Raw genomic sequence first — 17,037 nt, forward strand, 5'->3', positions numbered from 1 at the left:
TTAAGCAAAGTAAGAATGAATTGGGTTGGGCTGATTTTCGGCTAACTGACTATGCTCAAATTCAGAAATGGTGGGAAATCGTGATGAGTGCTTATCTCTTAGTGAGTCTGCACTCTCAAAATTTGCACAATACGGAGGGTAAAGGCATCAATGAATCAACCGATGCAGTTGTCTCCAAATTTCGCGAGCATAGCGTGGTGGGACTTTGGTCAAGGTTGGAAAAATCTGCTCAATAATTTACGCTTAGTTATGCAACCTTACCAATTTTTTAATTTACTTAAACCTTGGCTGAAGGTTTTTCCAATTACGCATTTATCAGTTGGCTTTTTAACACTAATTTCCTTGATGAATCGAATGCGAGGTGCTATCCCAGAGAGCACTGAATCCGAATATTTCTTATTTTCTTCTGTTTAGAGTGATGGAAGAGCGATAAAACAAGAATTAAGTTGAAAAATTCATGCAAACTTAGATGCTTTTAAAGAAAAACTTCGCGCTGAGATTGAAGAATTTTTAACAGAAATACTCTTCATCTATAACCGGATGGGATTACATTTTATCAGCCCTGGGTGCTGTTGCAAAATTTTTGATAATTAGTATTAGATTGGGAAAGACTTACTGAGTGCGATCGAACTAATAGTATTAATGCCACAAATTTTGCGTTGTCAGCTAGGGACACGGCATTGCCGTGTCCTTATGGGTATCTAGCGATCGACATATTGCAGTAAAGTGTCCACACTAGCATTGTGGTCTATGAAAGAAAACAAATGTTTGAAGACGAGTTTTCCTTCTGCATCCAAAACAAACTGAGCGGGCAAAGGAGCACCTAAAGCCTGACCGACTTGATAAGCCCGAAACACTCTTACCTCTGGATCGGACAGCAGAGGCATTTTCAAGCCTAAATCTCTAACTACAATTTGGCTTTGGCGATCGTCGGTACTGGTCACCATCAATAATTCTATGTTGCGATCGGCAAATTTTTCCCAGTTTTCATTCAAAGCTTTAATGTGAGGAAAACAGAAAGGGCAATATTGCTTTTCAGTAAAAATCCGCGTAAAAGCCAGAATTACCGGCTTATCGCCCCGATAATTGGACAGCCGCACCAATTTGCCATTATTAATATCAGGCAATTCAAAATCTGGGGTCATCTGTCCCAGCTTCAGAACATTTGTCGCCGGAACAGGCAATAAATTTTGGAAAAACCGCTGATTTAACAAGCCGCTAAAATTAGTAGAGGTCAGCATATTGCCTAATTTGGTAATTGCTAATTGCTAATTGGTAATTAAAACTCCGGTTACATGAATGGGCCGGCGTGTAGGGACACGTCACTGTCCCTACAAATATAATGCGCTTAAACCGCAGCAAAGAATACCTTAGACTTGACCGGATCGGGAGTCATAGTCTTGTCGCCGGGCTGCCAGCCGGCGGGACAAACTTCATCGGGGTGAGACTGGACGTATTGGATAGCTTGCAGAGTGCGGAGAGTTTCGTCCACGTTGCGGCCGAAGGCAAGATTGTTGATAGTAGAGTGTTGGATGATGCCTTCTTTGTCGATGATGAACAGACCTCTGAGGGCAATCCCTGCTTCTGGGTCGAGGACGTTGTAGTCAGAACTAATTGTTTTTTTGAGGTCAGCAACTAAGGGATAGTTGAGGTCGCCGACACCGCCTGATTTGCGGTCTGTTTGTATCCAAGCCAGGTGAGAGAATTCACTGTCAACGGATACGCCGAGGATTTCGGTATCGATTTTCTTGAAGTCCTCGTAGCGATCGCTAAATGCTGTGATCTCTGTCGGGCACACAAAGGTGAAGTCCAAGGGGTAGAAGAACAGGACTACATACTTTTTGCCTTTATAGTCTGACAGTTTAATTGTCTTGAATTCCTGATCCACTACGGCTGTTGCTGCGAAATCGGGTGCAGCTTGACCAACCCGGAGGCATTCACTGGTCATAGATTTTGTTTCCTTTTTTACGAACTGTTACAAATATATCATACTCATAACGACTACAAGTATCTTCTATAAAAATCAAAAAAAACACGCTCTCAATTTTGAGAGCGCGGTTTTTTCGATTAAATCATGGCTCAGGCGGGATTTGAACCTGCGACCTTGGGCTTATGAGTCCCCTGCGCTAACCACTGCGCCACTGAGCCAAACTTACTTCACGATTTACTATCGTAGCACGGTAGGGCGAGCTATGTCTTGCGACAGACAAACATAATTTCTAATGACTGCAAGTAAAAGTTATGAGTTTTGCTAATCATTCAAAACCCATAACTTTCGACCAGTCGTTACCGAGAAGCGCTGGACTCATCGTCGGCGGGCAGAAAAGCCATTGGGTTGATAGCACCCTGTCCGGCGGGATGAATTTCAAAGTGCAAGTGCGGCCCGGTACTGAAGCCTGTGCTGCCCATTTCTGAAATCTGTTCCCCTTGAGCGACTCTCTGACCTTTTTGCACCAAAATTCGGCTGTTGTGGGCATAGACAGTCTCAGTGCCGTCAGGATGGGTAATTTCCACCAGATACCCGTAGCCGCCGTCGTTCCACTGAGCATACGTAACCACCCCGTCTGATGCTGCCACAATTGGCGTGCCGATCGGCCCTGCAATATCAATTCCTTTGTGCATCCGTCCCCACCGCCAGCCGTAGCCAGAAGTAAGAACGCCCTTAGACGGCCAAATAAACCCGTTAGCCGACTGTTGTTTGCCGTTAGGCAGATAAGTATCAGGGTTCGAGAGCGGAGGCAGTTCTGGAGAAACCATGCGTCCCAAAGACGGGTTGCTCAGGGGGTCGTAACCGTCTGCTCCCAAAGGAGCAGTTGCTACCATCGGCCGATCTTGAGCAGAAGTCGGCGTCAGGTCGATCGGTTGCAGTTCCGCTGCACTAGCGGGGTCATAACGCTCTTGCTGCTGCTTCTGAACCTGCTGGGACCAGGCTCTCGACGGCGGTCTGCTGATTTCGTTCTGCACCGCCTCAGTATAGTCGGGGGTGTAGAGATATGGATTGACACTAGGGAGTTCCTCAGACGGGTTGCCCGAGGGCCCGTCAGCCGGAGCCAGGGAAACTGCATTTGCGCCGATCGAATTGCGCTCGGCACGATATTCCTCTCGCAGCCTCACAACTTCTGCCCTCAAGCGTTCGGCATAAGGGTTGAGAGCCTGCTGGGTGGAGAGAGGCTCCGGATTCGACTCGGGTAAAGGGCTAGTTTGAGCGGCATTTAAACCTTGGGCGCTAGCATTTGGCAGGCCCGCAGGCTGAGGGTATTCTCCCGTAGCGATGGCGGTAGCCGTTGCATTTGCTGACTGGGGCAGGGCACTGGTGTCAACTGCACCTGTAAATGTTGGTTCGCCTTGAAGCTCCAGCTTCCTCGGGTCGCTAATCGCTTGAGAAACTTGAGTTAGCGAAATGCTGTTAATTTTGGGAACCATCGGCGCTGAAATATTGTTCAGACCTTCCAAGTTCGCCAGGGGAGACACAACGGGCACTGTTGGCGCGGATGCTGCAACGCCAGCTTCGGCTATTTCCGGGGTAGAGGAGCTGGGATTCAAAGATGCGGGAACTGAAGCTGCAGACCGCACAGATGTAGAGTTGGAGGCAGAATAAGAGGCTGCCGCCTGCACCGCTGGATTATTTAACCGAACTTGAGGAATTTTCAGCCGTTGATTGACATTCAGCAAGTTGGGGTTGCCGAGCTTGTTGACGGAGATCAGCTCATTGGGCGATACCCCGTGACCTTTGGCGATCGCATCTAGGGTATCTCCCGGACGCACGCTGTAGAGCACCTCAGCCGGCGTGGCGGTACTGCCCGCAGGGGGGACTAGCACAGCCGAGGGCAAACTGGGTGTTGCCAGAGACTGTTCAATTGACTCGAATGCTCGATCGGCCGATGCTGCTTGACCGACCCCAGCATTTGGAATTATAGGTGTCGCCCCGAGGTCGGGAATAGCTGTCTGAGTTGCATATCCGGGGGATGCCAGCGTCGGTGCTGACTCCGGCAAAGATGCCGCAGGTGTAGATGAATTTGCTCCCCCCTCAGACCCGAACAGGGTTCGATCCGATTCTGTAGTGCGGTTTTCCTGTTTTTTCAAACTGCCGATCGCCCCGTCTGCGTTCGGGCTATCGATCGAACCTTGTTCCGGTACCGTCGTGCCCAGCGGAGTTGCTGCAGTTGATGGCTGCCCTGACAGGGCTGCAATATCCAACGGATCGGAGCCAGTCAGATTTAACTCTTGTTCGGGATTGACTGCTGCGCGCTCTAGCGAAGCTGCCGCTGTATTGCCGGCGTTCTCTTGTGGCGCGACTTCCGTCACCGTCGGAATTCTGAGTTCTTGGCCCACTTGGAGTGGGGTATCGGGTTTGATGCTGTTGGCAGTTGCTAGTGCCAAGGGTTCAACTTCATAGTCCCGAGACAGTTCCCAAAGGGTTTGTCCCTGCTGCACCTTAACCGCCACCGGGTCAGAAGGCGATCCGGGCTGTTCGACCCAGGAACCGTCAACTTGTGCGGCCGTAACGGGCCCGTTGGCCGATACTGGCTGTACTTCAGCGGTGGATTCTGATGTCGGTGCGAGTTCAGACGCGCGAGCGCTGTCTCCATTTCTCGGTAGCAGGATGCCAGAAGCACCTACCGATATTGCCAGCCCGATCGTGGCGAGAGAGCGAACTCTGCCAGTGCTGAGCGTTGTCTGTTTCGACGGTTCTGCTGAACTGTCTCTGTCGATTTCACTAGCCTGAACAGGCTTAATTTGGGGATATGTTCGTTTCAAAAAAACGACCTCCTACTGAGAAGCGCTAACTGTCCTTGGAAACACTCAAGGGGATCGCATGACGCTGAATTTAAATCAACAACCAAAAATATTCTGATTGTTGAGAGCTATCATGCTTAGGCCAGATTACCTTGCTTTTTTAATTTAGACAAGCTCGAACCGTCATAAATTTTTAAAATATCGGTTCAACCTGCTGCAATTACACCCCAAAAGCCTTACACCGCAATAGTTGGAACGAATACATAAAATCTGCGTTCCGGTAAGGCTCAGATTCTTACCTATTATCCGACTCTACGCTAATTTCCGGACGGCTTACAACCGTATATTTACTAGATATAGCGTTCAGACCCTAGCCTGTGCTCCCTTCAAGCCCTAAATCGGTGGAATTCTCTGTTTTTGTTGCTGAATTGTCTTGCGAGTAATTTGGTGTTGCTGATAACAATCTGTTTTTGGATGAATAAAATATATTAATCTCAGCTATCTAGATTCTCCTAGCTTTGATACAAATTTCTTATATTTAAACGGAAATTTGGCAGCCCTCGGCAGCTATTAAATATCTATATATTTATGTGTTGATAATGATTTATCGCAGCTCGCCCAACTGTCGTTTAGCTTCAAATAAACCTACAGCGGCGCTGACGGAGAGGTTCAAACTCCTGACTCCAGGCTGGCTCATGGGAATAAAAACTGTGGCGTCGCAGGCATCTAAGACGAATTGGGGAATACCAGCAGTTTCCGAGCCAAACATCAGCCAGTCGCTGGCCTGAAATTGGAATTCCGCGTAACTGTATCGCCCGCCAGTGCTGAATCCGATCGATCGTCCCCCGCGCTGCTGCCGAAAGGTCAAAAAAGCGGCTAAATCTTCGTGGCAGTGGAGGTTCACGTAGGGCCAGTAATCTAAGCCGGCCCTTTTCAGGTAGCGATCGCTAATTTCAAACCCCAGCGGGCCGACTAAATGCAGTTCCGTGCCTGTAGCAGCGCAAGTGCGGGCGATATTGCCAGTATTTGGGGGAATTTGCGGGTGAATCAAGACAAGTTGGGGCATGAAGCTAATTAACAGCGCTAACTACAGCTCTTGGGAAATCTAGAAATCTACCCAAAGGTAGATATAACTTATAGCTTTTATTTATGGCCTTTGTCGAGTGCCATTGATTAAAAATTCTGATTTGTTTTTGCGAGCAGCTCCGCAACTTTTTCGCAAGAGATTCGGGCTATTTGTATTGTTTGTTGAGTACGCACAGCCAGGAGGCTACTGAAAGCCCCCCTTATAATAACGGCGGGTACTTCACGCAACTAACTGGGCGCACAAGTTGTCTTCGAGCTCCCATTCTTGGTGAGCCATCCCCTGAATTCCTTGCAGAATAATACTGCGGGTGTCCGAACCGCCCTCGTGCAGCTTCAACCACTGCTGGGCCGTGTTGCCTTCCCGGAGAATCTTTTTGAGTGGCGAGAGAAAGCAACTAAAGCCGCGTTTTTTGGCTATAGGCCACACTTCGCGGTAAATTTCCTCAATCCAATCTCGTGCCAGAATAGTTCTGCCGTCTTGCCAATGGGTAAGTTCGGCATCCAAACTTTGCCGGGATGCAGCAATTTCGTTAGCGTCTGTGAGAGCAACTAAGTCTTGGTTGCGGGTGGCCGCAGGTAAGGTGCTGAGTTCTAAGGGGTCTAAGTTGGGGTCTTCCATCATCTGCCAAATGCGAGCTTCTAGTAAGGCAGTGATGGCCAGCAGGGCCAGAGGATTGACTTCGAGGTCGCAAATTCTCAGTTCGAGGCGGTTGAGACAGTAGGGGCGACGATCGCCATTTGGCCGCACGGCAGACCACAAATGGCGGACGTTTTGCATAGTGCCGAGTTCTAGCTGTTCTTCAGTCCACTGAATGTAATGTCTGTGACTTTCAAACAAGGGGACCACGGCTGGAGTTTTGGGAAACAAACCCCAGCGAGTGGAATGATAGCCAGTGACTTCGCCGTCGAGGAAGGGGGAAGAGGCGCTCAAGGCAAGGTACAGCGGTGCTTCGACCCGAACGAGGCGAATTGCCCGCATCAGCAGTTCTGGTTGGGAAATACCGATGTTGATGTGAATGCTGGCGGTGACGACTTTGGTGCCGTAGGTTTGCTCGATGTAGGTGTGGTAGGGATTGTTGGGATCGGATCGGTAAAATCGATCGCTCCCTCCGAGAGACAAGGTACTTCCCGGCAGCAAGGTATAGTCGCCCAATTTTTTGAGATACTCGCGCAGCCGGACTCGCGGCTTGACTAAGGCGCACAGCAGCCGATCGTAGCTGCACAGCGGGGCGGTCGTGTACTCCACATTGCGACTATCAGGCTCCCGGACAAACCCCTCTAGATCGGCGACTATGCGATCGGAGAGACCGACAACCTCACCTTCGGGCGTCCCGGTGTACATTTCTACTTCAAAGCCTTTTGATAGCAGCACGTTTGTTCCTCAGCTAAGTTGAGTCCTAGTTTCTAGTATCCCAAAAATTGACCTGTTCATACTATCTTCCAAGAGGCTGAGTTGAAATTTTTCGGGACTGGCACTGAAACCGGGTTTTGAGGCATCGAGCAAGTTTGAGCATTTGTGTGTTATTTGGGAGCCGAGGTAGCAAATCCTGGTACCGCAAAGAGCTTCCGAGGCGGTTTTAGAGTCAAAAAGGCTGTTTGTTCGATCGCGGGCCTGTTGAATTCGGCATTCGCGGCGATCGTACTTATGCCTCTGGGAACCCACCCTTGCCTCAGACAAAAGTTAGAAAGCACTGCCTACTACCTTCCTGCTAGCTTCTGCCTGCTGCCTTCGTTCCTTCTTGATTGTTCCTTTTTTCCTCTTCTTTCTTTCCTCTTTCTTCTCATGTCTTCCTTCTTTCTTCTTCCCTCTTCCTTCTGCATTCTTCCTTCGACATATATTTTCAGCCTTGAGGGGGATAGCCGCAGATATATCTTGGGTGAGATTCTAAAAGAAGACTCTGCAATATTTTTGAGTTATTATTAATCCCTGGAAATCCCTGTGAAAGAGCAAGAAAGAATTCCTCCCAATTTTTGGAATATGGTAAGCAATTTAGCTTTAGTCCGGTTTTTGCTTTTATTTGCTTCTGGTTGGGCTGGACTCCAACTTTTAGCTTACTTTGAAACAGCAGTCGCGGTGTTCAGTATTGCTGCACTCGTGGCTTTTTTGCTCAACTATCCGGTGCGAACTCTCCAGCGATTTTTACCTCGAAGTTTAGCTGTCGCCTTCGTTGTCTTGCTCACCATTTTAGTTTTTGGCGGTCTCACCGTCACCCTAGGGGTCACTCTTTTATCTCAAGGACAGCAATTAATTGACAGCATGACTGAATTTGTGAATGCTCTGGCACCTCTCTCCGAGCGCATCGAATCCTTCCTGCGGGCGAGAAACCTGCAAGTTAACCTGCGAGTTATTGAGGAACAACTGCGAAATCAAGCTTTGGCTGGAGTTGTTTCGAGTATTGCTTTTTTACAAGTATTTTTAACCAACTTATTGAATTTAATATTAATTATGGTGGTGGCTTCTTTCATGTTACTAGATGGAGAGAGGCTGTGGCTGCTGCTTCTCAAATTTATACCCCGACACCTGCACAGGCGTTTAAGTGTAACAATAGAGCGAAACTTTTTAGGATTTTTTCAGGCACAAATTCTGTTAATGTTATTTTTGACAACTGCAAGCTTTTTAATTTTCTTACTGTTAGATGTTAAATTTCCTTTAATTTTAGCATTTATTATCGGATTGTTTGATTTAGTTCCGGGGATCGGAGCGACCCTGGGAATTAGCTTAGTTTGTTTTATTGTATTGTCTCAAAGTGTGTGGCTAGCTTTAAAAGTATTAGCAGCTTGCATTGTTTTGCAGCAAATTCAAGACAACTTTATTCATCCGAGACTCATGCAAAATTCGCTTAACCTCAATCCCGTAGTGGTATTTTTTGCACTGTTAGTCGGGGCGAGATCGGCAGGACTTTTAGGCATATTTCTGGCTATTCCGCTAGCGGGAGTGATAGTTAGCTGGTTTGAAATTGAAGAAATGCAAGCGGAAGGTTAATTGATACAGCTATCGTATTTTATATCAAATCAGGCTTGAAAATCTGGTTTTCACTTACCTAGTAGAAGTGCGATGCTTCAAAAAATATCCTTTGCACAACCCGACACTAAAAGTAAATAGAAACAAGCTAAGCATGGTGTACATATCCGTGCTAACCTTACTGCATAAAGTCAATGAATAAATTGTAAGTCAGTAGGAAATCTTTCTTCTTCTGGTTCTGGATCGTAAATGTAATCGCAGTCAAAGCGCAAAGCTTGAGAGTGGCGACTTATAGAAAATCCGCAATTACTCACCATTTCTGTAGTAAAAGTTGCCATGACTAACTCAATCAGCTTTCTGTAAGAAATGTTAGGGATTTGAACGTAATAGGCGCGTCTGGCAAAAAATATTCTCTCATCTTTCGGGAGAATTATGCCATTAATTCTGTGTGCGTGTTGAATCGGCTTGATATAGCTTTCAATAAACTGCGACTGATTTTTTTGCAGTCTGGCTAATCTTTCGTGTTGCAACCAGCTCATTTGAAACACAATTTTAATAAATTCAAAACCCAAAATGTAGTTAAAAACATTATTGCGTTCTTCTGTACTCAAGACGAAGCGGAGTGCAGATTCTAAATATTGGTCTGTTTCTCGGCGCGCTTGTTGAGCTGAGTGGATGTAAAATTGTTTGATGTAGCTTCTTAAATCAGATTCGTTTAATTGTTTTTTGACTCGGAATCTGATTAAATACTCTTTGACTCGGTGTAGAGTATCTACATCTTCAAACATTTTTGAGACTAAACCGTCGGCTGTATAGTCATCTAAAAATTCTGCTTGCAAGTCGGGAGTCGAGGCGCACAATATGTAGCAGAGGGACAAGACATAGCGCCGCTGGTTCCAAGGCAAGCTTTGGGCCCAATCTTTAACTTCTACAGGGAGTTTTTCCAGCACGGTATCTGTGTGGGGGCGTTGAGAAAGGTCGGCATATTTATGTTTTTGTTGAATCATTGCCTGGAACCTTAACATTAGTAAATTGACCGGGTAATATATCGCAGGTAAATAGGATTTTAAAGTAGAGTCGGGGAATAGAAACTTATATTTATTTTATATATATCTTAAGATACATGACGTAGCGGGTACAGGGCGTGATCTGTCTCACACTTTTTGGGACTTGTCATCACAACTGTTAGTTTTCTGTATCACATTTTGAGGCTGCGAGTGTCACGAGAGAAACTTATCCACGTCACTGGGGTAACGGCGGGTTTGGTTGATTATTAAGAAAGGGTGATTCATAACTCTTGGTTAGTAATGATTGCTGAGGTTAATTATGAACTCGACTACAAGTATTTTTCCTAAAAATCAGTGTCAACACTTAAGTTTTGGCGATCGCCTCGTCCAACCAGTGCGACAGTGGCTCGATCGCATTGCAGTCGCAGATCCGCAAGTGGCTCGGTGGTTGTGCCAAATTATACCTGCACAATGTCCTTTTGAGAGAGATATCCAGCTATTGGGACACCATCTTTTCCACATACCCCCTATGTGCAAGCTGAATCCTGTGTATGAAGAATTAGTGGGGTTGCGTTTTCGGTCGCTCTCCTTTTTGGCTGACGTGTGCGGGGAAGATGTAACGCCCTACTGCTAATTAAGGGGTGTCATACCTCGATCGCTATTGATGTGAATCGTCTACGGGGTGCGTGAAACTGCTAGTTGTTCGATCGGTAATTTCAGTCATAATCGTTGATAATATCACTGGATGCCTCTAAATAGGAGCAGGCATCCATCGTCGCGGTTAAGCCCAAAATAACATCAAACGGTAACATAATAAATATTTTCTATAAAAATAATTTAACAAGCTACTTAGGCACAGGGAAGTGAATATGTTTAACGCAACTGAACTGCTCATCAATGCTTTTTTAAATCGGCTGATTGAAGGCTACCGCCACACCTACGGCGGGTTCAAATCTGACTATGGTGAAATTATTGCTTGGGTAGCGAGTATGGCTTTGGAAAATATTGCTAATAGCGATGCTCTTTACCACAATGTGGAACACACTATTTTAGTGACATTGGTGGGACAGGAGATTCTGCGCGGCAAACACATCCGCGAGGGCGGTGTTTTATGTGAACATTGGCTGCATTTCCATATTGCTTTGCTGTGTCACGATATCGGGTATGTCAAAGGGGTTTGTCGGCAAGATCGAACTGATTTGAGACTGTATGCAACGGGGATAGACGATTTGCAAGTGAAGCTACCTCCGGGGGCGACGGATGCTAGTTTGACCCCTTATCATATCGATCGGGCAAAAATGTTTATTGACGAGCGTTTTGGCGGTCACAAACTGATTGATACTGAGGTGGTTAAGCGTAATATTGAGCTGACTCGTTTCCCAGTTCCTGCGGACGAAGATTATCAAGATACTGTGAATTATCCGGGTTTAGTTCGCGCTGCTGATTTAATTGGTCAGTTGAGCGATCCGCGATATTTGCAAAAGGTTGCTGCGCTGTTTTACGAGTTTGAGGAGACTGGTCAAAATCAGGTTTTGGGGTATCGCACTCCTGGGGATTTGCGGGAGGGGTATCCTAAGTTTTATTGGAATGTGGTTTATCGGTATGTCAAGGATGCGATCGGCTATTTGGAACTGACGCAGCAGGGAAAACAAATAGTTGCTAATTTGAACGCGAATGTGTTCCGCGTGGAGCATTCTGAAGTGGGAGTTGAGGATGTGGCTGTAGTTCGTTGATTCCTTGTCCGCCACGAGGAACGAAGCAATCCCATATCATGTCGGGTCAATTGACCACAATTCCTCTAGGGGCGGGTTCACCAACCATAATTGCCTATAATCTACAATATAATAAACCCGCCCCGGTCACGATATTATGGTCGATCTGATTCCTTGTCCGCCACGAGGAACGAAGCAATGCCAATAAAATGTATAATTACTGATAAAATTCAGCAATCCTGTTGATATTGGAGCGCTAAATCTTCGATGAGTTCGACCATTGCGCGAACCATAGGCATTTTAGTGAGCATCTCGATCCAATACCATTGTCCGTTAGGATTGAGCTCGATAAAATAGAGCGTGTCGTCCTCGTCGCGGATGATATCGAATGCACCAAAATTTAAACCAAATTCGTCAAGCATTTGATGAAGTTTGTTCAGATAATCGATCGGCAGCTTGTCGGGAACGTGAACGAGTTTATCTGGTTCGATAACGCGCCAATCTAAGGTCACATCTGCATCGTTGGTATGCTGGGCATCAATGCGGCAAACAAAACTTTGCTTGCCAATTAAGGTAACACGATATTCTGCCTTCTTTTGAATTCGTTTTTGAATGAAAACAGGAGCCAATCGAATACTCTCTCGAAATACCTCAAGTGTTTCTATATCAATGGGACGAGTAAAGCAAGCATACTGCTTTTCATCATGTAAGAATCCAGAGTAGCGCATCGCTTTGACAATGCACTTTCCCTGTTGTGTCACAAATTTGCAAGCCGCTTCGTATGAATTAGTGACAAGTGTTGGAGGAATAGTAATTCCTACCTTTTGAGCAATTGGAATTTGGTTGAGGCGATGGGAAGGCAATCTAATTTTGTAGTAGTTATTGACCCATCTAGCTTTGGGATAAAGTCCAGAAAGTGAATAAATCAAAGATTCTGTTTCCTGTTGACAATACTTGATTGCCCAAGTATCATTAACTTCTGGAAAAACTTGATAATTTTCTGGTTTTCGCCACCAAATCACGCCAATATCTTGAACTTCTTTCAAAGAATCTTCAAAAGACAAAAAACTTTGACTGGGATTGCCGCAAGCTTGCCATTCATAAAAATACTGACTTTTTTGAATAAAACTTTCTGAGTTCAATCTAATTGCTCGAATATTCGATTTTTTCAATTCGCCGATCGTAGCATCCGCATGAATGTCAGTCTCGGAAGTCACGATTAAAAGGTTGGTCATAACTAAATCAATTGAAATAATATTGAGAGGGAAAGACCTGTAATGCAACAATTCATACAGGTCTTTCAAAAAACAAAAGGGCGATAAAATATATCTGATAATTAGACGAAATTCTAGTCGTCCTCTTTCTGGTCGTCATCGGGCTTATGAGGCCAGGCGGCAGGAGAGGAGCCTTTGCGAAAAGAGTAGGAGCCGCTCATGGATATGATGTTGGAAGTTTGTGTGCTGGGATCGTAGCTAGATTGCTCTTCGGAGATGTCATACTTCGACAAGATACTCAGGTGCATCATCAAAGGATGTGCTTTCTTGTCGAGAGCGATCTGGGTAGTCGTCATAAGTTAATTTTTCTGTAACGATTGTTTTACACTAACAATGCTACAGCTTGCACATTAATTTGTACAGTCGAAAAAGGTCGGATAAAGTCGTATAATACAGAAAGTTTTGAATGAGCTTCAGTCGCTTTTGTAGTAAAGGCGAAAATAGTCGGATTTAGTCGGATATAGACGGTTATAATTTTGTTGTGGCGAACTCGTGAGGAAAGCTAATGAACGTTAAGGAAGCACTGGCTTTTGCAGATGAAGTGGTGTTTGCGAAAACTGGCAAGCATTTGGATGATATGCAAGTTGGAGTAATTGAGGGCGTTTTGAAGCGACAAAAGTACGGCGATATTGCCCAAGCGCTGAACTGTACTGAGGGTTATGCGAAAGATGTGGGCTACGAGCTATGGGAGTTGTTCTCTGATGCTTTCGGAGAAGATATTAATAAATTAAACTTGCGATCGGCACTGATTAGGAAGTCAAGAATTAGCAACGTTACGGGTGGCGTGATTAGTGGCAATCATGTTGCTCGTGGTCATTTAATCGGATCGCTGAATGTCTGCACATCGCAGGAAGAGTCGCCTGATTTTTTGCGGGGAAAGCAGCAGGCGAAAATTGAGGCGATCCAACGCTTGCAAGCCGTCGGTTTGAGCGACGAGCAAATCGCACAATGCTTGGATCTGACGCTAGAAGAGATTCGACAAGTCGATTTGACCGAATAGAAGATATGGCAAGCGCTAACTGGATTAAAATAATACTTAATTCACTTTAAAATAGATTGACCGTGAGATTTATTAACCTCTAAATTGAGTTTGCTTTCAAAAGAATATTCGGCTCCAGCGACAGCAAACCAATTTTAATCAGCTTTCTCAATGCCATGATTTATGATGGCAGTCTCACCATAGCAGACTTAGAAATTATCGACCCGTATTTACCATCCAAAGTCTCTTATCTCAAAGACTCTTACCTGGATGTCAAAGCCAGACTTGCAGGAGGTGCAACTGTAATTATCGAGATGCAAGTTTTAAATGTAGCATTTTTTGCGAAACGAGTGGTTTACAATTCTGCGAAAATTTACTCTACTCAACAGATTCGCGGTCAAGGTTACTTTAAGTTAAAACCTTTAATTGCTTTGACAATTACTGATTTTGAAATGTTTGCCAATGACCTAGAAGTAATTTATCACTTTCTATTTAAGGAGAAAAAGCGTTTATTTAATTATGTCGATCCAGAGATTGAACTGATATTTATCTAATTGCCAAAATTCAATAAACAACTGGATGATTTAGAAATTTTGACTGACAAGTGGATTTATTTTATAAAAAATGATCCCACCTTGGAAATAGTGCCGTCAACAATGGAAACAGTCTCGGAAATACAGCAAGCATTTGCGATTGCTAATGAAACTAATTTGAATCCAGAGGAGTTGGCAGATTTAGAAGAACGCGAAATGTTTATTCTGGATCGGCAGGGTGTCTTGCGAAAGGGAATTGAAGAAGGAATGCAGCAAGGAATGCAGCAAGGAATGCAGCAAGGAATGAGAGAAAAAGCTCTGGAAATTGCTAGACAACTTCTGAATGTTCTTGACAATCAAACCATCAGTCAAACTACTGGTTTGAGCGTTGAAGATATCCCAAACTTGCGGGAGGAATAGAAGGAAGGGAAAAAGTACGATCGCACAATTACTCTACCTTTTCTCTTTACCAGGCTGAGCCTGGTAGCGCAGGTTCTTGACGCTGTGGCTCTTTGATTGAGAATTACGCTAAATATTAACTCTCATCCACCTAATGCTTAAGGATGAGTCTGCCCTCTCTCTAAAGGAAGATTCCATTAAACGAGTAAATTCCGTATGATGCTGTAAAAGTCAGTCAAAGGGGAAAGCTATCTCCTACTCTAGCTCCAAATAACTGACCAATCTTACAATATAAAAAAATACATCTCATGACACCAGTCACTCCCAATCAAACTTCCTCTCAATACGAAGTTAGCGAACCAGAAAAAAAAATTGAGTCTCTGGTAGAAGAAGTTAAGCCAGAAAGCGAACTGGATTTAGAATTTCTCTACACCAGAGACATTGAATTCCGACAAGAAACAATTTATTTCATTGTAGTCGATCGCTTTTACGACGGCGACCCCACAAATAACGAAGGCCCAAACCCAGAACTTTACGATCCAGAAGGCAAAGATTGGGGCAGATATTGGGGCGGCGATTTGCAGGGAGTTATCGACAAACTCGACTATTTAAAAGATATGGGTGTTACCGCAATTTGGCTGACTCCACTGTTTGAGCAAGTAGAAGCATTATTTGTCGAACAAGCGGCGATTCACGGCTACTGGACTAAAGATTTCAAGCGACTAAATCCCCGCTTTATTGCCAAAGGCGACAATCCTTCTATCAACCAAACACAAGAAACTAAAGATACCGTATTTGACAAATTAGTATACGAGTTGCACCAGCGAAACATGAAACTCGTGCTCGATATTGTCTGCAATCACAGCAACCCTGATTTTAGCGGAAAAAAAGGCGAACTCTACGACGACGGCGTAAAAATAGCTGACTTTAACGACGATAAAGATAACTGGTATCACCACTACGGTGAAGTCACAAACTGGGAAGATGAATGGCAAGTCCAAAACTGCGAACTGTCTGGTTTAGCAACTTTCAACGAAAACAATATTGCATACCGCACTTACATTAAGTCAGCAATTAAACAATGGTTAGACAGAGGCGTTGATGCTTTGCGGGTTGATACAGTCAAGCATATGCCTATTTGGTTTTGGCAGGAATTTAATGCTGACATTTTAACACACAGACCTGATGTTTTCATTTTTGGCGAATGGATTTACAGCGACCCTAGAAACGATCGTTCTGTGGAATTTGTCAACGAGTCGGGGATGACTATTTTAGATTTTGGTCTGTGCGTGGCAATTCGAGCAGCTTTGGGGCAGGGTGCGGAAGCGGGATTTAACTTAATTCAGGATGTTCTGGATTTGGATCACCGCTACTACGGGGCGACGGAGTTGATTACTTTTATTGACAACCACGATATGCCGAGGTTTCAGTCGTTGAATCCCGATCCGCAAATGCTGCAGTTGGCGATTAGTTTAATTATGACGACTCGCGGCATTCCCTGTATTTATTACGGCACCGAACAGTATCTGCACGATGATACCGAAGGGGGAAATGACCCTTACAACCGCCCGATGATGGAAAAGTGGGATACTGATTCGCCGATTTACCGAGATGTGCGGTTGCTGTCGGGATTGCGGCGGCTGAATCCAGCTATTTCGATGGGTAGTCAGTGGCAAAAATATCTAACTGCTGATGTTTATTGTTACGTGCGCCGCTATCGCGATTCGGTGGTGTTTGTAGCGATGAATCGCGGCAATGCTGTTACAATTGAAGAGGTTGATACTGAGCTACCTGATGGAGAGCATACGGAGGTTTTATCGCGCCGCAAATTTGAAGTTAAAGACGGGATGCTGTACAATTTAGAGTTGGGTGCGCGGGAAGTAATGATTTTTAGCCGCGTCGGAGAACGAGTTAAGGGAAAAACTATCGTGCGGGCGCAGCTTAACAGCGTTAGAACTCAGCCTGGGGAAAGAATTGTGGTGATTGGAGATTGTCCGGAACTGGGGAATTGGGATATTGGTAAGGGTTTCCCGTTGGAGTATATCAATACTAATACTTGGTTTGGGGAAATTCCTTTTAATGAAAGTGCGGGGAAGTTGATTTCTTATAAGTATGCGCTGCTACGGGAAGGACAGTCGCCGCTGCGAGAAAATCTGGTTTGTCGCCGCTGGGTTTTAGTTTCGGAAGGGACTGTGAAATGGCGGGATAAGTGGGCCAGTGGACGCGAGTCGTGATTTTTAATCAACAGGCTTTCGGGCCTGTTTTACCAGTTTTTAATGAACAGGCAAGATGCCTGTTCCACAACCAAGTTTCTGTTTTGTGGAACGGGCATCCTGCCCGTTGCTGAT

14 protein-coding genes, 1 tRNA gene and 2 pseudogenes are annotated in these 17,037 nt (G+C 45.2%); 7 read left to right on the plus strand and 10 right to left on the minus strand.

The window, feature by feature from the left end; all coding sequences use genetic code 11:
- Positions 1 to 236: pseudogene (locus tag QUA80_RS33960) on the plus strand (hypothetical protein); the annotation flags it as partial.
- 465 nt (positions 237 to 701) lie between these two features.
- On the opposite strand, the gene QUA80_RS24825 reads toward QUA80_RS33960, so the two are convergent.
- From QUA80_RS24825 to QUA80_RS24855, 7 genes are all read right to left on the minus strand, one after another.
- Positions 702 to 1,241 carry a redoxin domain-containing protein gene (locus tag QUA80_RS24825; RefSeq protein WP_333427671.1) on the minus strand — a complete coding sequence of 180 codons (540 nt, stop codon included), beginning with the start codon at positions 1,239 to 1,241 and terminating at the stop codon, positions 702 to 704.
- A 107-nt stretch (positions 1,242 to 1,348) separates the two neighbouring features.
- Positions 1,349 to 1,948 (minus strand): peroxiredoxin, encoded by a 600-nt coding sequence (locus tag QUA80_RS24830; protein WP_333427672.1) that lies wholly within the window; start codon positions 1,946 to 1,948, stop codon positions 1,349 to 1,351.
- Between the two features lie 127 nt (positions 1,949 to 2,075).
- A tRNA-Met gene (locus QUA80_RS24835) sits at positions 2,076 to 2,148 on the minus strand.
- A gap of 138 nt (positions 2,149 to 2,286) precedes the next feature.
- Positions 2,287 to 4,758, minus strand: coding sequence for a peptidoglycan DD-metalloendopeptidase family protein (locus tag QUA80_RS24840; RefSeq protein WP_333427673.1), 2,472 nt, complete (start codon positions 4,756 to 4,758; stop codon positions 2,287 to 2,289).
- Positions 4,759 to 5,341: 583 nt separating this feature from the next.
- Positions 5,342 to 5,803, minus strand: coding sequence for a tRNA (cytidine(34)-2'-O)-methyltransferase (locus QUA80_RS24845; RefSeq protein ID WP_333427674.1), 462 nt, complete (start codon positions 5,801 to 5,803; stop codon positions 5,342 to 5,344).
- 240 nt (positions 5,804 to 6,043) lie between these two features.
- Positions 6,044 to 7,195 (minus strand): glutamate--cysteine ligase, encoded by a 1,152-nt coding sequence (gshA, locus tag QUA80_RS24850; protein WP_333427675.1) that lies wholly within the window; start codon positions 7,193 to 7,195, stop codon positions 6,044 to 6,046.
- Between the two features lie 149 nt (positions 7,196 to 7,344).
- Entirely contained in the window at positions 7,345 to 7,515 is a 171-nt protein-coding gene (locus tag QUA80_RS24855) for a hypothetical protein (RefSeq protein WP_333427676.1), read from the minus strand.
- A 247-nt stretch (positions 7,516 to 7,762) separates the two neighbouring features.
- On the opposite strand from QUA80_RS24855, the gene QUA80_RS24860 reads away from it, so the two are divergent.
- Positions 7,763 to 8,806, plus strand: coding sequence for an AI-2E family transporter (locus QUA80_RS24860; RefSeq protein WP_333427677.1), 1,044 nt, complete (start codon positions 7,763 to 7,765; stop codon positions 8,804 to 8,806).
- Positions 8,807 to 8,976: 170 nt separating this feature from the next.
- Here the strand turns inward: QUA80_RS24860 and QUA80_RS24865 are convergent, their stop codons facing one another.
- Positions 8,977 to 9,792: a cobyrinic acid a,c-diamide synthase gene (locus QUA80_RS24865; RefSeq protein ID WP_333427678.1), complete on the minus strand. Its 816-nt coding sequence runs from the start codon at positions 9,790 to 9,792 to the stop codon at positions 8,977 to 8,979.
- Positions 9,793 to 10,111: 319 nt separating this feature from the next.
- On the opposite strand from QUA80_RS24865, the gene QUA80_RS24870 reads away from it, so the two are divergent.
- Entirely contained in the window at positions 10,112 to 10,426 is a 315-nt protein-coding gene (locus tag QUA80_RS24870; RefSeq protein WP_333427679.1) for a Mo-dependent nitrogenase C-terminal domain-containing protein, read from the plus strand.
- Positions 10,427 to 10,661: 235 nt separating this feature from the next.
- Positions 10,662 to 11,525 carry an Npun_R2479 family HD domain-containing metalloprotein gene (locus QUA80_RS24875; protein WP_333427680.1) on the plus strand — a complete coding sequence of 288 codons (864 nt, stop codon included), beginning with the start codon at positions 10,662 to 10,664 and terminating at the stop codon, positions 11,523 to 11,525.
- Between the two features lie 209 nt (positions 11,526 to 11,734).
- Here the strand turns inward: QUA80_RS24875 and QUA80_RS24880 are convergent, their stop codons facing one another.
- Complete coding sequence (locus QUA80_RS24880; RefSeq protein ID WP_333427681.1) at positions 11,735 to 12,739, minus strand: hypothetical protein; 1,005 nt, start codon at positions 12,737 to 12,739, stop codon at positions 11,735 to 11,737.
- Positions 12,740 to 12,852: 113 nt separating this feature from the next.
- Positions 12,853 to 13,074, minus strand: coding sequence for a hypothetical protein (locus QUA80_RS24885; RefSeq protein ID WP_333427682.1), 222 nt, complete (start codon positions 13,072 to 13,074; stop codon positions 12,853 to 12,855).
- A 209-nt stretch (positions 13,075 to 13,283) separates the two neighbouring features.
- Here QUA80_RS24885 and QUA80_RS24890 point away from each other — a divergent pair, with 209 nt between their 5' ends.
- The 3 genes and pseudogenes from QUA80_RS24890 (at position 13,284) to QUA80_RS24900 (ending at position 16,923) form a co-directional block, all read left to right on the plus strand.
- Positions 13,284 to 13,778, plus strand: a complete 495-nt coding sequence (locus QUA80_RS24890; RefSeq protein ID WP_333427683.1) for a hypothetical protein — start codon at positions 13,284 to 13,286, stop codon at positions 13,776 to 13,778.
- An 83-nt stretch (positions 13,779 to 13,861) separates the two neighbouring features.
- Positions 13,862 to 14,710: pseudogene (locus tag QUA80_RS24895) on the plus strand (Rpn family recombination-promoting nuclease/putative transposase).
- Positions 14,711 to 14,997: 287 nt separating this feature from the next.
- On the plus strand, positions 14,998 to 16,923 hold the full coding sequence (locus QUA80_RS24900) for an alpha-amylase family glycosyl hydrolase (protein WP_333427684.1): 1,926 nt from the start codon (positions 14,998 to 15,000) through the stop codon (positions 16,921 to 16,923).
- The last annotated feature ends 114 nt before the right edge of the window (positions 16,924 to 17,037 follow it).

The organism is Microcoleus sp. F4-D5 (assembly GCF_036704885.1).
Taxonomy (GTDB): domain Bacteria; phylum Cyanobacteriota; class Cyanobacteriia; order Cyanobacteriales; family Microcoleaceae; genus Microcoleus.

Coding starts and splice junctions, on each gene's coding strand:
- QUA80_RS24825 (WP_333427671.1), bottom strand. CDS start 1,241: ATGCTGACCTCTACTAATTTTAGCGGCTTGTTAAATCAGCGGTTTTTC.
- QUA80_RS24830 (WP_333427672.1), bottom strand. CDS start 1,948: ATGACCAGTGAATGCCTCCGGGTTGGTCAAGCTGCACCCGATTTCGCA.
- QUA80_RS24845 (WP_333427674.1), bottom strand. CDS start 5,803: ATGCCCCAACTTGTCTTGATTCACCCGCAAATTCCCCCAAATACTGGC.
- QUA80_RS24865 (WP_333427678.1), bottom strand. CDS start 9,792: ATGATTCAACAAAAACATAAATATGCCGACCTTTCTCAACGCCCCCAC.
- QUA80_RS24870 (WP_333427679.1), top strand. CDS start 10,112: ATGAACTCGACTACAAGTATTTTTCCTAAAAATCAGTGTCAACACTTA.
- QUA80_RS24875 (WP_333427680.1), top strand. CDS start 10,662: ATGTTTAACGCAACTGAACTGCTCATCAATGCTTTTTTAAATCGGCTG.
- QUA80_RS24880 (WP_333427681.1), bottom strand. CDS start 12,739: ATGACCAACCTTTTAATCGTGACTTCCGAGACTGACATTCATGCGGAT.
- QUA80_RS24885 (WP_333427682.1), bottom strand. CDS start 13,074: ATGACGACTACCCAGATCGCTCTCGACAAGAAAGCACATCCTTTGATG.
- QUA80_RS24890 (WP_333427683.1), top strand. CDS start 13,284: ATGAACGTTAAGGAAGCACTGGCTTTTGCAGATGAAGTGGTGTTTGCG.
- QUA80_RS24900 (WP_333427684.1), top strand. CDS start 14,998: ATGACACCAGTCACTCCCAATCAAACTTCCTCTCAATACGAAGTTAGC.